Source organism: Mycobacterium sp. ACS1612 (assembly GCF_001667505.1).
GTDB lineage: Bacteria > Actinomycetota > Actinomycetes > Mycobacteriales > Mycobacteriaceae > Mycobacterium.
Map to the genome: position 1 here is coordinate 13025 of NZ_LZHZ01000021.1, position 15492 is coordinate 28516.

Below are 15492 nucleotides of genomic sequence, written 5' to 3' on the forward strand. Positions count from 1 at the left end.
TCCCCTCCTAGTGTGGGTTGGTTTGGTGCAGCGACAGTTTCGATCCGCGAGACCCATCCTCAGCTGGGGTAGTCGACACCTATTTCCTGTGCGTCGGGTACCTGGGGTCAGGGCACGATCACAGTGTTCCCGAAGCCTCCGCCGGTATCGGCGGTCAAACCGTCGCCGTTCACGATGGCCGTGTTGCTGCCGCCAGGGCCCGCAATGGCATTGCTGCTATCGCCAGTCACCTTTGCGTTGTTGTCAGTGCCGATGGCCGTGGCAGTGCTGGAGTCGCCGCTGACAGTGGCGGTATTGTTTCTGGGGCCGTTGGCAGTCGCGCTGCTGTTGTCGCCGGTGATTGTGGCGGTGTTGTTGTCGCCACCGAATGCGGTGGCAACGCTGCCGTCGCCGGTCACGCTGGCGGTGTTGTCATCGCCTCCTGAGGCGAAGACGCCGGAAGCGCTGGCCTCGCTTCTGTCGCCGGTGACGACGGCAGAGTTGTTGTCTCCGTTGGCAACATCAGCCAGACTGCCGTCACCTCTGACGGTCGCGGTGCTGTCGTGGGCGCGCGTCGCGGTGGCCTGGCTGTCGTCACCGATGACGGTCACGGTGTTGTTGCTGCCGTTGTCGTTGGTAGCGCGACTGCCGTCTCCAGCCACGGAGACGGTGTTGTCGTCGCCGAAAGTCGTGACCGCAGCGCTGCCGTCGCCGTTGACGGTGGCGGTGTTGCCGCTTCCGATGATCGCGCCCGCGAAGCTTCCATCACCGGCGACGATGGCGGTGTTGCCGTCACCGCCCCCTGCGGAAACACTGCTGTTGTCGCCCTGCACGATCGCCGTGTTGTCGTTACCACCTTGCGCGGTGGCGAAGCTTTCTCCGTCGACGACGGCGAGGTTGCCGTTCCCGTCTGCTGCGAACGCACCACCGGAACCGTGAACGACAGCAGTGTTGTCGTCACCTTCGATAGCGTCGGCAGTGCCGGCGTCGCCGTGCACGATAGCGGTGTTGCCGCTCCCAGACGCGGCAGTCGCGTGGCCGCCGTCGCCATCGATGACGGCGGTGTTGTTGTCACCTACCGCAGCGACCGCCTGGCTGCCGTCACCGCGGACAGTGGCGGTGTTGCCGTCACCCAACGCAGCGCCGGCGAAGCTGTTGTCGCCGTTGACAGTGGCGCGGTTACCGTCGCCCCCCACGGTGGGGTCATTGGGGTCGGCTCCTGCGATGGCAGTGCTCCCGGTCCCATTGGCCATCGCTCTGTTGTGGTTCCCGCCAACCGCGTACGCACTGGTACCGTCGCCACGGGCGATCGCGACTGAGCCTTGGCCATCCGACTGGGCGATCGCATCGCCCTTCTGCACCCTCACCTCCCCGTTCGTCGAAACACTCATGTTCTGCCCTTCAGGCGTCTTCGGGGTCGACAAATCAGATGCCGAGGCGTCTTTGGATGGCTCCGCAGACGCGACCCACGGCGTCGCGGCAAGCCCCGCACCGACACCGAGCGCAATGGCCATGGCTCCGATACGACCGATGTACTTCGCGTAACCCATCTTGTTCTCCCCGTTTCGTTTGAAGGCGCAACTACCTCCATTGACGCTATTTGCGGAGGAACAGAGTTGGTCGAGTATTCGTCTACTCGAATTCCATCCGGCCCAGATCAAAAAGGTGGGTCGTCGTTGTCGGTGGTGGGTGTGGGTGGTGGTGGTTTCCAGTCGGGTGGGAGTTCTTCGGGTTCGAAGGGTTCGTTGAGCCAGGTGCACCAGGGGCTGGTGCTGTGTTGTTCGCCTTTGAACAGGATCAGGTAGCGGCGGGATTGGTTGCGCCACTTGCGTAGTTCGATCTCGCGGCGGCGGGCGTAGTTGACCCGGCGGTTTTCGGCGTTGACCGGGCGTTGTTGATGCAGGTGCGCGCGGGCACGGCCGATCCGCGCGGCGAGTTCTTTCGCTCGGCTGCGTTTACGTCCGGTGGGCGCTCGACAGGCTTGCCGCAGTTGCGGAAACAGGTCATAGCCCAGTGGGCTGGTGGTGTAGGTCCGCCCGGTCGGCGAGGTCCACTCGATACGCCCGTCGGGCAACTGTGTGTCACGCCACCCACCGGGACCGCCATGAATGGTTTTCAACCGGTGATGCTCGCGGCACTCACAACTCAAATCGTCGGCCACGGTCAACCCACCGGCGGCCGGATCATTGTGGTTGAACGCCACGGTGTGGTCGATATCGCAGATCCAGGCTTTGCGGTCACACCCGGGAAACCGACACGTCAAGTCCCGACACCGGATCCAGTTCTCCAACCCCGCCGAGGGCTGATACCGATGCGCCTGCTCGGCGGAGACTTCTGGGCATTCCACCGGGCGGATCACCGCGGTCTCGGCCAACTCACGCACCTGCTCGGCGTCGATGACCCCGTAGCCCTCCAAATAGCCAGGCTGATCACTGTCACCGGCCACTGTGTCCTCGGTGGCGATCACATTGATTACCAGGGACACCGAGCCCGCCGGGCGTTGCGGGTCCTGAGTGCGGGCCGGGCAGTCGGATTGCCCGCACGCACACGTCAGTTCGCGGCGCTCGGCCAGCGCCCACAACGCGTCACTGCGCCGCTGATCCATGGTGCGCGGATCTTTGCCGCACACCGATTTGGCCATCTGCGCCAACTGTTTGTCCACGATCGCGGCGACCGGCGCGGGCAGCTTGGCCCGCAACACCGCGGTGCCGTCCGGGCCCGCACTGACATGGACGAAGCGTTCATCATGGGCGCGCACCCGACGTTCCTTGGCCGCCGCCGGATCAGCGGCGCGCACCGCGGCGTCCACGGCGTTGCTGATGCGCTGGCGTGACCAGCACAGCCACGACCCGATCCGCTCAGCCAACCCGCTGTCCAGGGTGGCCATGCACTGTGCGTCGTCGACCAGTTCGGTGCGCTTGATGACCTGCTCCACGGTGCGCCAATCAGTGCCCCCGGCGGCCAACAGCGCCGCCACCTTCGGCAACCGCACATCCAGCGCCTCGGCCTGGGCCACCAGATGCTGCGCCCCGCGCGCGGTCATGTTCATCGCCGCCGACACCTCGGCGGTGGTGCGGGCGAACCCGGTGATCATCGACCACCCCGGATCCGGATCAGCGGCCTCAGCCTCAGCGGTACGCACCGCCAACAACGCCGCGATCGCCGCACACCGCCGGGCCAGCAACACCGACTCGCCCCGCACACTGTCGGCGATCTCGCCGACCAAGGCATCCACGGTCACCCCTTCGAACATATGTTCGACTATGCCAGAGCAGCCCGACACGGGCACAAAGTTATCCCCAGGCCGGTTGACTCATCAGAAACGCGCGCCAAACGGATAAGCGTTTGCCTCACCGGAATGCACGCGCCCGGTGGAATGGTTTGAACCTGGTGTCTTCCGCCGACGAATTCATCCCCGCGCGCACAATCTTCATCGTCTATACCGCTGCCGCCAACCGTGTCCGCTGATCTATCACGAGTCGGAGCGCTTCCACATCACCGGACCGGCGCGCCTGCCGATCAAAGTCACAACCTGCGTCTGAGCCGATCGCGGTACGACCGGCCGTCCGGGTCGTAGAACATCCGATAGGCGGGATCGGCCCACAGCCGGGTCAGCAGTCCGAGCCGTTCGGCCTTGTGTGGTCGCAACCGCCCCGGCGGCCGCGGTCCCGTACACCCCGACGCGTACCAGTCCTCCAACGCCTCCGCGGCGGCGACCATCTCCTGCACGGCCGCATCGGGATCGGCCAGCCCGTCGTCGTCGTCGCGATCGAGGTGTTCCCGCATCAACCGCAGTCGAAGGTCGCGTGCGAACTCGCCATCCTCGTCCAGCACCGCGCACGACAATTCGCTGTCGTGCGTCCACGACCGACGGTTGAAGTTGTCGCTGCCGACGCTTGCCCAGGTGTCGTCGATGACGCAGACCTTCGCATGCACATAAACCGGTGTGCCGTGGTGGTTTTCGACGTCGAAGATGTGTACCCGCTCCGGGCTGGCCTCCTTGCACGCATCGATCGCCTGACGTCGGCCAACCATGTTGGGCGGCAACGCAAGTGCCCCGTCCACGTCGGGATACCGCGGCACCACCGCAACCAGATGCAGTTCCGGGTTCTCCTCCAACGCGCGTGCGAACAGCCGCGCCACCCGCTTCGACCACAGGTATTGGTCCTCGAGGTAGATCAACCTCCTGGCCCGGCGCACCGCCTTGCTGTAGCCGCGCGCCACGCTGCGCTCGCCGCGGGGCGCGAAGTCGTATTCGAAGTGCGCGTCGGGATATGTGCGGAGCACCTGCACGGCGTGCGGCCCGCACACCGGCGGATCCGGCGGTTGTTGCGGCAACTCCCCCGGCTTCAGGTCCGCACCGCGCAGCTTGTCCTCGATCCACGCGATCGGTGACAAGGTGTCCAGCGGCGCCGGATCGTTCCATCGCTCCCGGAACGTGTGATCGAGCGCGCCGACGACCGGCCCCCGAAGTTCCAACTGGACGTCGTGCCACGGTGGACGGTCGCCGTAGCGCTTCGACATCTGCACCGCCTGCGGGTCACCTCGATGCGACGCGTCGTCGCGGCGCGAGTGGCATAGATCGATGCCGCCCGCGAAAGCCACGTCCCGCGCGGGCTCTGCCGGATGACGCAGCACCACCAGCTTCTGATGATGCGAACCACCCAACCGCACCCGCTGATCGAGCAGCACCTCGCCGCCTGCCTCTTCGATCGCCTCGCCGAGATGCTGGTTCTCCTCCTCGCTGTACTGGAACTTGTCCAGGTGCGACCGCCACACCAAACCCTTGACGACGACGCCTCTTTCGGCCGCACGGCAGAACAGGTCGCGGATGGTCGGCCCGTTGTCGCGCAGCTTCTCGTCGGGGTCACCGCGCCAGTCCGTGAAGAACAGGTGGTCTCCTTCGCCGAGCGCCTCCACCTCGTCCACGAGGCGATCGAAGTACGTCGCACCGTGGATCAGGGGTTCGGCCCGATTGCCTTCACACCAGGCCGGCATCGTCGAAGCGGGATTGCCGCGTTCGGATTCGGTGAGGAACCAGTCGGCGAAGTTCACGGCCGCCACCCCATCAGCCGATCGCGATACGACCGCCCGTCGGGGTCGTAGATCAGCCGGTACGCGGGTTCCGCCCACAGCCGGGTCAGCGGGTCGACGCGGTCGATCTGGTGAGGACGCAGCCGGCCAGGCGGCCGCCGTCCCTGTCGGCCCGATGCATGCCATGCTTCCAACCTCTCTGCAACCGAACGGATCTCGTCGACGGCGGTGTCGGGATCGACCAGTCCGCCGTCCTCGCTGCCGTCGTCGGCCCTGTCGAGGTGCTCGCGCAACAATTGCAGCCGCAGATCGCGTGCGAACACGTCGTCGGCATCCAGCACCGCACAGGACAGTTCGCTGTCATGCGTCCACGACCGCCGATTGAAGTTGTCACTGCCCACACATGCCCACGTGTCGTCGATGACGCAGACCTTCGAGTGCACGTAAACCGGTGTGCCCTCGTGGTTTTCCACGTCGAACACGTGTACCCGATCCGGCGCCGCGCGTCGGCAGGCGTCCACCGCCAGCTGGCGCCCCACCACCGTCGGGGGATGGCCGAACCCGCCCTCCAGATCGAAATACCTTGGCACGACGGCCACCAACTGCAACTCCGGATTCGCCGTCAACGCTCCGGCGAGCAGCTTCGCCACCTCCTCCGACCACAGGTACTGGTCTTCGAGGTAAATCAGCCGCCTGGCGCGCCGCACGGCCTTGGTGTAGCCGCGGGCGATGCTGCGTTCACCGTCCTTGGCGAACTCGTATTTGATCAGCGCATCGCCATACGTCCGCAACACCTGCACGGCATGCCGACCGCACGGCGCCGGGTCAGGTGGCTGCTCCGGCAATGAACGCCTGCCGGCGTCGGCGTCGGCGAACCGGCCCCGCAGCCACTCGAGCGGATTGAAGACGTTCAGCGGTGCCCTGGCCGTCCACCGCTCACGGAAGGTGACATCCAACGCGGCCACCACCGGACCGCGTACCTGCAACTGGACGTCGTGCCACGGAGGCCGCGCGCCGTACTGGCCGGACATCTTGACCGCCTGCGGATCACCGCGGTGCGAGGCGTCGTCGCGCCGCGAATGGCACAGGTCGATCCCGCCGATGAACGCGGTGTCGCGGTGTGGCTCCTCGACATGGCGAAGCACCACGAGGCGCTGATGGTGTGACCCGCCGAGCAGCACCCGCTGGTCCAGCATCACCTCGCCGCCCGCGCGTTCGATCGATTCGGCGAGATGGCGGTTCTGCTCCTCGTTGAACTGCAGCTTGTTGGGATAGGACCGCCACATCAGCCCTCTGACGAGGACCCCGCGCTCGGCGGCCGCACGGAACAGTTGCGCGACGGTCGGACCGCTGTCCCGCAGCCGTTGATCGGCGTCGCCGCGCCAGTCGCTGAAAAACAGGTGATCACCGGGTCCGAGCGCCTGCACCTCGTCCACGAGGCGGTCGAAGTACGTCGCCCCGTGGATGAGTGCCTCGGCCTCGTTGCCCTCGCTCCACGCCGGCAGGCGCCAACTGGGATTCCCGCGCTGCGCGGACGTGAGGAACCACTCCGCAAGGACAGACACGCCTTGGAATGCCCGCTGGTGCGTTAATTTACGCACTATGGCTGCGGTACGGCGCCTGCTCGCCTGCATGTGCGCTCTCGTCATGCTCAGCAGCTGTGCTCCCGACGATGCGCCGCCCATGCCACCGCCGAAATAATGTCTCCGTGACGTCCAAGGTTCTGTTTCTCCGTAACGAGCACCTCGCGACCGAGGGCCTGCTCGGCGAAGCCTTCTCCGAAAGCGGCTTCGACGTCGACAGCTTCGAGGTGGTACCCGCCGAGCGCGTGGACAGCCCGGCCTGCGACGTCATCTTCCCCGACGTAAGCGGCTACGACGTGATCGTCCCCCTCGGCGCCCGTTGGCCCGTCTACGACGACGCGTTGCGCCGCACCTGGGTGGGCGCCGAAACCCAACTCATCCGTGACGCCGTCGACGCCGGAGTCGCCGTGCTGGGTGTCTGCTTCGGCGGTCAACTCCTGGCCCAGACCTTCGGCGGGTCGGTGAGCCGGGCACCGACAGCCGAGATCGGTTGGTACGACATCGAAACCGACGACACCGACCTGATACCGAGGGGGCCGTGGTTCCAGTGGCACTTCGACCGCTGGACGCTGCCGCCTGGCGCCACCGAGATCGCCAGGACGGCCGACTCGTCACAGGCGTTCGTGCTCGGCCGCTGCCTCGCGCTGCAATTCCACCCGGAGATCGATCGCGAACTGCTCGACACGTGGCTGGCCGACGACCGGGACGGCGAAGTCGTCGGCGCCGGCTTGCGTCACGACGAATTGCTCACCCGTACAAGTGAATTCGCTGACGGTAAGCGGGTGCGCGCCCTCGTCGACGGTTTCCTGGCGTACGTCGCGCGTCAGCCACGCCCGAGTTCGTGACCGAGCGCGTCGGTGAGTTTGGACCGCCGGAAGCGGTGCCCCAGCGACTGCAACTTCGCGGGTAATACCCGCTGGTTGGCCGCCGCCAGTTCGCGCACGCCCTGCTCCCCCAACAGCAGCTTGGGACCCAGTGACGGCACCGGCAGCGCCGCCGGCCGGTGCAGCACCGCCGCCAGCACCTTGGTGTAATCGGCGTTGCGCACCGGATCCGGCGCCACCGCGTTGACCGGTCCGCTCAGCCGCCCGTCGTACAGCGCCCGGTGATACACGTCGAGCAGGTCGTCCAACCCGATCCACGACAACCACTGCTCGCCGCTGCCGAGGCGCCCGCCCAAACCCGCCGCAAACAGCGGTCGCATCAACTTCAGCGTTCCACCGCGGGCGGACTGCACGATTCCGGTGCGCACGGTCACCACTCGTAGGCCCGCTTCCGCGGCGGGCGCAGTCGCCGCTTCCCAGTCGGCCACCACGTCGGCCAGGAAGCCGTCACCGCGCGCGCTGTCCTCCCCCAACAGCGCATCGCCGCGATCGAATCCGTAGTAGCCGATCGCCGAGGCACTGACGAACGTGGTGGGTCCGTCGTCTGACAGCGCCGCGGCATCGGCGAGCCTGCGGGTCGGCTCGATGCGGCTGTCACGGATCACAGCCTTGTGCCGATCGGTGAACCGGCCCGCGATGGACGCACCGGCCAGATGCACGACCGCGTCGACCCCCGACAGCAGATCCGGTGCCGGACAGCTCGGATCCCATTGGCGCTCAAGGCTATTGGTGGTCCTTCGGCGCACCAGGCGGATGACGCGATGTCCACCTGTGCTGAGAAACGCCGCGAGCGCCGAACCGATCAACCCCGAGGCCCCGGTGATTGCCACCACCATCGGCGGCGCTGCCGCGGCGCGGTGTGCGGCCAGATCCTCGGCCAACTGCCGATGCCGGTAGACGAACGTCGAGCGCAACGCCGCGCCGGGCACGGTGGTGTCGACGCGGTCGTGCACCTTCGTGCCGCCCGCGTGCTCGCTGAACTCATGCGTGTGCCGCCACCGACCGACGATCCGCGCGGGCCACGACGGGAGACCCTGCGACGACAATTCGTCGACGAAACGATGCGGGGGATCGAATCCCGACGGATCATGCTGGGCCACCCACCGCAGTCCGCCCGGCAGGCCCAGCACCGCCCGGCCGTCGGCCAGCGATTGCGTCTCCGCCACCACTGTCATCGGTTGCCACGGCGGCACCAACCGCCTCATCGCGCCGGGCCGGGTGTGCCAGGCGAACACCTCGTCGAGCGGATGGTTGACGACGCTTTCGTATTCGATGCCCACATCTGTGGGTACCCCTGGACGTACGCTGAACATGTCCCCGATATCGAAAAGATCGCGATGAGCGGATGGAGCGGGCTCGCCCGCCGCAATGCGAGGCGCACCTTCCGGGACCGCCGCGAAGCCGGCCACGTCCTGGCTGAGGAGTTGGCGTCCTACCGTGGAACAGAAAACCTGTTGGTGCTGGGGTTGGCGCGTGGCGGCGTGCCCGTAGCCTGGGAAGTGGCGTCGTTCCTGCATGCCCCGCTGGACGTGTTCCTGGTGCGCAAGCTGGGCGTACCGCAATGGGAGGAACTCGCGATGGGCGCGCTGGCCACCGGCGGCGGCGTCGTCATCAACGACAACCTGGTGCGCAATCTCGGCATCAGCGACGAACAACTGAAGGCCGCGATCGCCCGCGAGACCGAGGAACTGCACCGCCGCGAGACCGCCTACCGCGGCGGGCGGCCGCCAGTCGACATCGCGCGCAACACGGTGATCCTCGTCGACGACGGCATCGCGACGGGTGCCAGCATGCTCGCGGCCGTCCGCGCGGTGCGGGCGGTCGGACCGGCTCAGGTGGTGGTGGCGGTGCCGGTAGGGCCCGCATCGGCGTGCAGGCAGTTAGCCGAAGAGGCCGACGACGTGGTGTGCGCGACGACACCGCCCGGCTTCGAGGCCGTCGGCCAGGTATTCGAAGACTTCCATCAGGTCACCGACGCCGAGGTGCGTGAATTGCTCGCTACCCCAACGGTTTAGCGAGTGTTGGTGTCCTCGTCGTGGGGCTCCACCACGGTGGTCTCCGCCTCGGACTCGTCGTCCCGCGCGAGCGGAGGCTCCTCTTCGGGATAATCCTCGGCGAACTCGGGCTCTTCGGGTCCGGGCTCGGTTTCTGCAGGCGCCTGCGCCGCATCACCCTTGGACCGCTCGCGCAGCGCATCGACGATCAACAACACGACACCGATGACACTGGCGGCGATACAGACCCACGCGATCAGTTCGTTGCTGGTGACGACGGCAGTCACCAAGGCCGCCAGGCCGATGACGGCAAGGACTAGCGCGACTATGAGCATGTGTCAGCGGGTTAGTTGTTACCCCGATTGAACTGGTTGAAGCCACCGCCGTCGTTGTTGGCGCTGGAATCCACCGGTGCCGCGGAGCCGCGCTGACCCAACTCTTCGAGCTGCGATTCCAGATAGGTCTTGAGCCGGGTGCGGTATTCGCGCTCGAACGTGCGCAGCTGCTCGAGCCTGCCTTCCAGCACGGTGCGCTGCTGATTGATGGTGCCCATGATCTCGGAGTGCTTGCGCTCGGCGTCGGCCTGCAGGGCGTCGGCCTTCTCCTGGGCCTGGCGCAGCTGCGCCTCCGACCGGGTCTGGGCGTCGGCGAGCATGGCGTCGGCGCGCTGACGCGCATCGGCCACCGTGGCCTCGGCGGTCTGCCGGGCCTCGCTGACCATCGCGTCCGCCTGGGCGCGGGCGTCGGACAGCATCTTCTCCGACTCGGCCTTCGCGGTTCCGGTCAGCCGGTCGGCGGTGTCCTGGGCCAGGCTGAGCACCTTCGCGGCCTTGATGTGGCTTTCCTCGCTCGCGGGACCGGCAGGCTGGGCCGGCGGCGCCTCGTAGACCGGCTGCGGCGCCGGGGTCGGCTCGGGCTCGGGCTCGTAGACCGGGATGCTCGTGGTGGGCTGCGCCCCGCCGCCGGCCCTGGCGCTGGCCAGTTCCTGGTCCAGCTCCGAGACGCGTTGACGAAGGTCGGCGTTCTCCTCGATGAGGCGGGTCAGCTCGTTCTCCACCAGATCGAGAAAGGCGTCGACCTCGTCCTCGTTGTAGCCTCGCTTGCCGATCGGTGGCTTGCTGAACGCGACGTTGTGAACGTCGGCTGGTGTGAGCGGCATTGTCTGCCCCCTTGGAGTTCTGGACCGTCAACCGATCTCAAAGTGTAGAGCCTAACTGGAACGTAACTGGCGTCCATCCTGTCACACCAGACCCGGCGGTTGCAGAAGAGGCTGAATTTTAAGAGCGAATTTCAATCTTCTTACCCGCGATATTGCCCTCGGCAAACCCTTCGCAGCTAGCGTCCCGGTCGCCAAACACCGCCCCTCGGTCTGGATCTCAGGCCGCGGCGCCGAACGCCAACTGCATCCCGATGAACGCCACCAGCAGCAGTACCATGATCGACAGATCGAACCGGACCGCGCCTATCGTGAGCTGCGGAATGAGCCGGCGCAGCAATTTCACCGGCGGGTCGGTGACCGTCATGATCACCTCGAGCACAACAACCGTCAGCCCCTTGGGCTGCCAGTCGCGGGAGAACGACCGGATGAACTCGACGACGACGCGCGCAATCAACAACAGCCAGAAGACGAACAGCGCGAAACCGAGGATCTCGAAGAAGAGCGACAACGACAGCCGTCCTCACTACGGGCAGAGGTGTGACATTGGATACAGCTCCGCAGCTCATCGCGTGCGAAGCGCGACGCCAGCCTACCTGCCGCGGCGAATACCTACTGGTACGCGTAGAAGCCGGCCTCCGCGATCCGCCTGCGCTCCTCGGCGCTTACGTCGATATCGGCCGGTGAGAGCAGGAAGACCTTGGTGGCCACCTTGTCGAACGAACCGCGTAGTGCGAACGCCAGCCCTGCAGCGAAGTCGACGAGGCGTTTGGCGTCGGCGTTGTCCATGCTCACCAGGTCCATGATCACCGGGGTGCCGTCACGGAAGCGTTCGCCGATCGTGCGGGCCTCGCTGTAGTCCTTCGGACGCAGCGTGGTGATCTTCGACAGCGGGCTGCCTGCGTCGAAGAGTTCGGCCATCCGGCGCGGGTCCATCGCAAGCGCGCCGCGCGTCGAGCCACGTAGGGAGCTGAATCGGGGTGCGGGCCGGTCGAATTCGCGCGGGCCACGCAGCCTGGCGTCGAACCGCTCCTCGTCGCGGTAGCCGCCACGGAAGGTCGGCTCGTCGTAGTCGCGGCCGGGCAGCCTGTCGTCGTAACCGCGGCCGTATCCGTCGTCCTCGAAGTCGCGGGACCGACGTGAGTAGCTGCGGGCGGGGGCGCGGTCGTCGTCGTCGTAGTACTCGTCGTCGTAGTCCTCCATCGGCGCCATACCGAAGTAGGCCTTGACCTTGTGCAGTGTGCTCATCGGTGGACCCTTCCGACTCTTCTGACTCTGTTGTCTGTGATGAAGGTGTGACTAGAGTGACTACTCAGGGTGACGTTAGCGGTCGTTGCCCCATTAGCGCGGTACCGACACGCACACACGTCGAACCGTGTTCGACCGCGCTTTCGAGGTCGCTGGACATCCCTGCCGACAGCCCGAGGCGCTGGTCGTAGGACTTCTGCACCCGATCCCTTTCCTCTTGCAACCGCGCGAACGCGTCGTCCGGATCGGCGCCCAGCGGCGGAATGCCCATCAGGCCCACGAAGTCCAACCCGTCCGCGGCGTCGACCGCGGCGCACAGTTCGTCCACCGATTCCGGCCGGCCGATGTCCACCCCTCCCCTGGACTCGTCGCCGTCGAGGCTCAGTTGGATGTAGACCCGCAGCGGTTCGGCCCGGCGACCGTCGGCCAGCGCGCCGCAGGCGGCCCGGTCCAGCGCGGCGATCAGCTTGCCGCTGTCGACCGAGTGCGCGGCGTACGCCCATCCCGCGATCGACCGCGCTTTGTTGCGCTGAATCCGCCCGACCATATGCCAGCGAATCGGCTCAGTCACCAACACCGCACCGACTTCCGCGCATTTATTCGACGCTTCCTGTTCGCGCGATTCGCCGAATTGTCGACACCCCAAACCATACAAAATAAGTACGTCACTAGCCGGAAAGAATTTCGTTATGGGCAGTAATTCAATTTCATTTGCATTGCGACTGGCGGCCTCGGCGGCGCGGCTCAGCCTTGCCCGCAGCGCTGTCAGCGCATCGGCCAGTTCCCGTTCACGTGTGTTCGCCATCGCGGTCATTCCATCCACACCAACGACGCCAGCCGTCCCGTCGGTGCATCGCGACGATGACTGAACAGGTTGCGGTCGGCCACCGTGCAGCGCGGGTCGACATCGATGGCCGTGATCCCCAAAGCCGTTAATTGCCTTGCGATTCCGGCCCGCAAATCCAAGCCGGGGGTGCCCCGCGATGTGGTCGTGCGACTGCCGGGCAGCGCGGCCTCGACGTCGGCGGCCATCTGCTCGGGCACTTCGTAATTGGCTCCGCTGACCGCAGGACCCAACAACGCCGAGATGTCGTCGACGCGTGCGCCCGCGTCGAGCATGGCATCCACCGTCCTGGCCACGACACCCATCTGAGCGCCGACCCGGCCGGCGTGAACGGCGGCCACCACGCCCGCGCGGGCATCGCCCATTAAAACTGGAACACAATCGGCGGTTACCACCGCCAAAGCCAATCGCGGCGTGGTAGTGACCAATGCATCGGTATTGTCGACGGCCGCCACTCCGGCCGCTAGGGCTCCGTCGACACGTACCACATGATCGCCATGCACTTGGTTCATCCACACCACACGGTCGTCGCCCAATTGGAGCGCGGCGGCTAGTCGCTTCCGATTGGCGGCCACGGCCGCCGGATCATCGCCGACATGGTCGCCGAGGTTGAAGGTGTCGAACGGCGGCGCGGAGACGCCGCCCGCGCGGGTGGTGGTCACGCGGCGGATACGAACGGTCACTCGCTCAGTATCTCGGAGCGGACTTGACGGTCAGTGCCGCATGAAGGGCGGCACGTCGACGTCGTCGTCGGAGATGCCACCGTCGTCGCCACCGATCTTGACCGTCGCGCCGTTGGTATGCACCGGCACGCTGGCCGCATCAGCAGGATCGAACAGCGAGGTGCTGACCGTCCCGGCCTTGCCGGGCGTGATCGACTGCGCACCCGTGGCGCCGACGACCGGCTTACGGCCGGGGCCCTGGGCATCGAAGCCCGCCGCGATCACCGTCACCCGGACCTCGTCGCCGAGCGAGTCGTCGATGACGGTGCCGAAGATGATGTTGGCCTCTGGATGGGCGGCGTCCTGTACCAGCGACGCGGCCTCGTTGATCTCGAACAACCCGAGGTCACTGCCGCCCGCCACGGACAACAGCACACCCTGCGCGCCCTCCATCGAAGCCTCGAGCAGCGGCGAGTTGATCGCGATCTCGGCGGCCTTGAGCGCCCGACCGTCACCACGCGCCGACCCGATGCCCATCAACGCCGTGCCCGCGCCGCTCATCACACCCTTGACGTCGGCGAAGTCGACGTTGATCAGACCGGGCGTGGTGATCAGATCCGTGATGCCCTGCACGCCGTTGAGCAGCACCTCGTCGGCGGCCCGGAACGCGTCCATCAGCGACACCGCGGCGTCGCCCATCTGCAGCAGTCGGTCGTTGGGGATCACGATCAGGGTGTCGCAGCTTTCGCGAAGCGCGGTGATGCCGTTCTCCGCCTGGTTGCTCCTGCGCTTGCCCTCGAAGGAGAACGGCCGAGTCACCACGCCGACGGTCAGCGCGCCGAGCTTGCGCGCAATGGTCGCGACGACCGGCGCGCCACCGGTACCGGTGCCACCGCCCTCACCGGCGGTGACGAACACCATGTCGGCGCCGCGCAGCAGCTCTTCGATGTCGTCCTTGGCGTCTTCGGCGGCCTTGCGACCGACCTCGGGGTCGGCGCCCGCGCCAAGACCGCGCGTGGAGTCGCGGCCCACGTCGAGCTTGACGTCAGCGTCGCTCATCAACAACGCCTGCGCGTCGGTGTTGATGGCGATGAACTCGACGCCCTTGAGGCCCTGCTCGATCATCCGGTTGACGGCATTGACGCCGCCACCGCCGATACCGACCACCTTGATGACGGCGAGGTAATTATGCGGGGGGGTCATCTGTCGCCTTCCTCCCTTGTTGCGATTCAACACGCGAAACACCTCGGGCAAACTCTCAACCTCAACCAGAGGGTTATAGTTATGTCAAGTTGTTCCGCGCATCCAGAACGGTAGGGGGCGGTCGCGGCATAGCCGTGCAGGCGCGCCGAAGCGCATGTCGAGATTTTCCGCGCAACGTATGTTCGCCGAAGTCGGCGCTAACCGCACCCCGTTGCTGCCACAATCGGGCGGACACTTTGCTGAGCTGTGCTTCGCGCCTAGGGGGCTTGATGGGTTGGGACATCCGTATCGCGGCAATCGCGATGCTTTCCGCAGTGCTCGTTGTCCCGGGCTGCGGCGACAAGAGCGACGCCACCGCGACGCCGACATCCTCCGCGGCCACCGAGTCGTCGGCGACACCGACACCGAAAGCGTCTGACGAGGACCAGATCCGCGACGTGATCACCCAGGAAAGCGCGGCTTTCAGCGCGTGGGACTTCGCCAAGGTCGGGCAGTTCACCTGCCCGAAATATCGCGACCACGCCGCATCCCCGGACAGCGCCATCCCCCCGATGAAGATGTTCTCCGCCGACGCGGCGGCGTCGATGGGTGCGCAGGCGTTCGCCCAGCAACTCGGCGGTGAGTTCGCCGGCGCCTCCGAGCAATCACTGCAGGCGGTGGCCGACGCGGTGATCCGCCAGGACGAGCCCGCTTACAAGGCCGCCATGCTCGACGTGGTGAAGAACTCCATGTCGGTTCAACTGGTCAAGGTGGACAACATCGTGGTCAATGGCGACACCGCGACCGCCGACGTCACGCTGACGCAGCGGACCGGCACCAAGGAACCTCAGAACAGGACCTCTCCGGTGACGCTGGTCCGCGAGAACGGGGTATGGCTGGATTGCACCGCGCCCGAACAGCAGTGA

General features: G+C 66.4%; 14 protein-coding genes and 1 pseudogene. 3 read left to right on the plus strand and 12 right to left on the minus strand.

Going from position 1 to position 15492, the window contains the following annotated elements; genetic code table 11:
- Positions 1–107: 107 nt before the first annotated feature.
- From A5724_RS08155 to A5724_RS08170, 4 genes are all read right to left on the minus strand, one after another.
- Positions 108–1529: a calcium-binding protein gene (locus A5724_RS08155; protein WP_067799039.1), complete on the minus strand. Its 1422-nt coding sequence runs from the start codon at positions 1527–1529 to the stop codon at positions 108–110.
- 107 nt (positions 1530–1636) lie between these two features.
- Positions 1637–3232: an HNH endonuclease signature motif containing protein gene (locus tag A5724_RS08160; protein ID WP_067799041.1), complete on the minus strand. Its 1596-nt coding sequence runs from the start codon at positions 3230–3232 to the stop codon at positions 1637–1639.
- A 272-nt stretch (positions 3233–3504) separates the two neighbouring features.
- Entirely contained in the window at positions 3505–4977 is a 1473-nt protein-coding gene (locus A5724_RS08165; protein ID WP_067799254.1) for a phospholipase D family protein, read from the minus strand.
- A 53-nt stretch (positions 4978–5030) separates the two neighbouring features.
- Positions 5031–6578, minus strand: a complete 1548-nt coding sequence (locus A5724_RS08170) for a phospholipase D family protein (protein WP_067799043.1) — start codon at positions 6576–6578, stop codon at positions 5031–5033.
- Between the two features lie 143 nt (positions 6579–6721).
- Here A5724_RS08170 and A5724_RS08175 point away from each other — a divergent pair, with 143 nt between their 5' ends.
- The gene (locus tag A5724_RS08175; protein ID WP_067799045.1) at positions 6722–7441 is read left to right on the plus strand and encodes a type 1 glutamine amidotransferase; all 720 of its coding nucleotides are present in this window, start codon (positions 6722–6724) and stop codon (positions 7439–7441) included.
- Here the strand turns inward: A5724_RS08175 and A5724_RS08180 are convergent.
- Positions 7420–8760 (minus strand): TIGR01777 family oxidoreductase, encoded by a 1341-nt coding sequence (locus A5724_RS08180; RefSeq protein WP_067799046.1) that lies wholly within the window; start codon positions 8758–8760, stop codon positions 7420–7422. The genes A5724_RS08175 and A5724_RS08180 overlap by 22 nt on opposite strands.
- Positions 8761–8829: 69 nt before the next feature.
- Between A5724_RS08180 and A5724_RS08185 the strand changes: the two are divergent.
- A pseudogene (locus A5724_RS08185) lies at positions 8830–9495 on the plus strand (phosphoribosyltransferase); the annotation flags it as partial.
- Here the strand turns inward: A5724_RS08185 and A5724_RS08190 are convergent.
- From A5724_RS08190 to ftsZ, 7 genes are all read right to left on the minus strand, one after another.
- Positions 9492–9809, minus strand: a complete 318-nt coding sequence (locus A5724_RS08190) for a hypothetical protein (protein WP_067799048.1) — start codon at positions 9807–9809, stop codon at positions 9492–9494. The pseudogene A5724_RS08185 and the gene A5724_RS08190 sit on opposite strands and share 4 nt — an antisense overlap.
- An 11-nt stretch (positions 9810–9820) precedes the next feature.
- Entirely contained in the window at positions 9821–10633 is an 813-nt protein-coding gene (locus tag A5724_RS08195; RefSeq protein WP_067799050.1) for a DivIVA domain-containing protein, read from the minus strand.
- Positions 10634–10850: 217 nt separating this feature from the next.
- Positions 10851–11141, minus strand: coding sequence for a YggT family protein (locus tag A5724_RS08200; RefSeq protein ID WP_067799052.1), 291 nt, complete (start codon positions 11139–11141; stop codon positions 10851–10853).
- A gap of 101 nt (positions 11142–11242) precedes the next feature.
- Positions 11243–11878: a cell division protein SepF gene (locus tag A5724_RS08205; protein WP_067799058.1), complete on the minus strand. Its 636-nt coding sequence runs from the start codon at positions 11876–11878 to the stop codon at positions 11243–11245.
- 64 nt (positions 11879–11942) lie between these two features.
- On the minus strand, positions 11943–12692 hold the full coding sequence (locus tag A5724_RS08210) for a YggS family pyridoxal phosphate-dependent enzyme (RefSeq protein ID WP_067799060.1): 750 nt from the start codon (positions 12690–12692) through the stop codon (positions 11943–11945).
- Positions 12689–13405 carry a peptidoglycan editing factor PgeF gene (gene pgeF, locus A5724_RS08215; RefSeq protein ID WP_156752188.1) on the minus strand — a complete coding sequence of 239 codons (717 nt, stop codon included), beginning with the start codon at positions 13403–13405 and terminating at the stop codon, positions 12689–12691. Before pgeF ends, A5724_RS08210 begins: the two co-directional genes overlap by 4 nt.
- A gap of 30 nt (positions 13406–13435) precedes the next feature.
- Positions 13436–14587: a cell division protein FtsZ gene (ftsZ, locus tag A5724_RS08220; RefSeq protein ID WP_067799064.1), complete on the minus strand. Its 1152-nt coding sequence runs from the start codon at positions 14585–14587 to the stop codon at positions 13436–13438.
- 269 nt (positions 14588–14856) lie between these two features.
- Between ftsZ and A5724_RS08225 the strand changes: the two genes are divergently transcribed.
- Entirely contained in the window at positions 14857–15492 is a 636-nt protein-coding gene (locus tag A5724_RS08225; protein ID WP_067799067.1) for a hypothetical protein, read from the plus strand.

Bases quoted from the DNA above. Each gene is read 5' to 3' on its own strand.
- A5724_RS08205 (WP_067799058.1), bottom strand. From the start codon at position 11,878: ATGAGCACACTGCACAAGGTCAAGGCCTACTTCGGTATGGCGCCGATG.
- A5724_RS08225 (WP_067799067.1), top strand. From the start codon at position 14,857: ATGGGTTGGGACATCCGTATCGCGGCAATCGCGATGCTTTCCGCAGTG.
- ftsZ (WP_067799064.1), bottom strand. From the start codon at position 14,587: ATGACCCCCCCGCATAATTACCTCGCCGTCATCAAGGTGGTCGGTATC.
- A5724_RS08195 (WP_067799050.1), bottom strand. From the start codon at position 10,633: ATGCCGCTCACACCAGCCGACGTTCACAACGTCGCGTTCAGCAAGCCA.
- A5724_RS08165 (WP_067799254.1), bottom strand. From the start codon at position 4,977: ATGCCGGCCTGGTGTGAAGGCAATCGGGCCGAACCCCTGATCCACGGT.
- A5724_RS08160 (WP_067799041.1), bottom strand. From the start codon at position 3,232: ATGTTCGAAGGGGTGACCGTGGATGCCTTGGTCGGCGAGATCGCCGAC.
- A5724_RS08155 (WP_067799039.1), bottom strand. From the start codon at position 1,529: ATGGGTTACGCGAAGTACATCGGTCGTATCGGAGCCATGGCCATTGCG.
- A5724_RS08190 (WP_067799048.1), bottom strand. From the start codon at position 9,809: ATGCTCATAGTCGCGCTAGTCCTTGCCGTCATCGGCCTGGCGGCCTTG.
- A5724_RS08210 (WP_067799060.1), bottom strand. From the start codon at position 12,692: ATGACCGCGATGGCGAACACACGTGAACGGGAACTGGCCGATGCGCTG.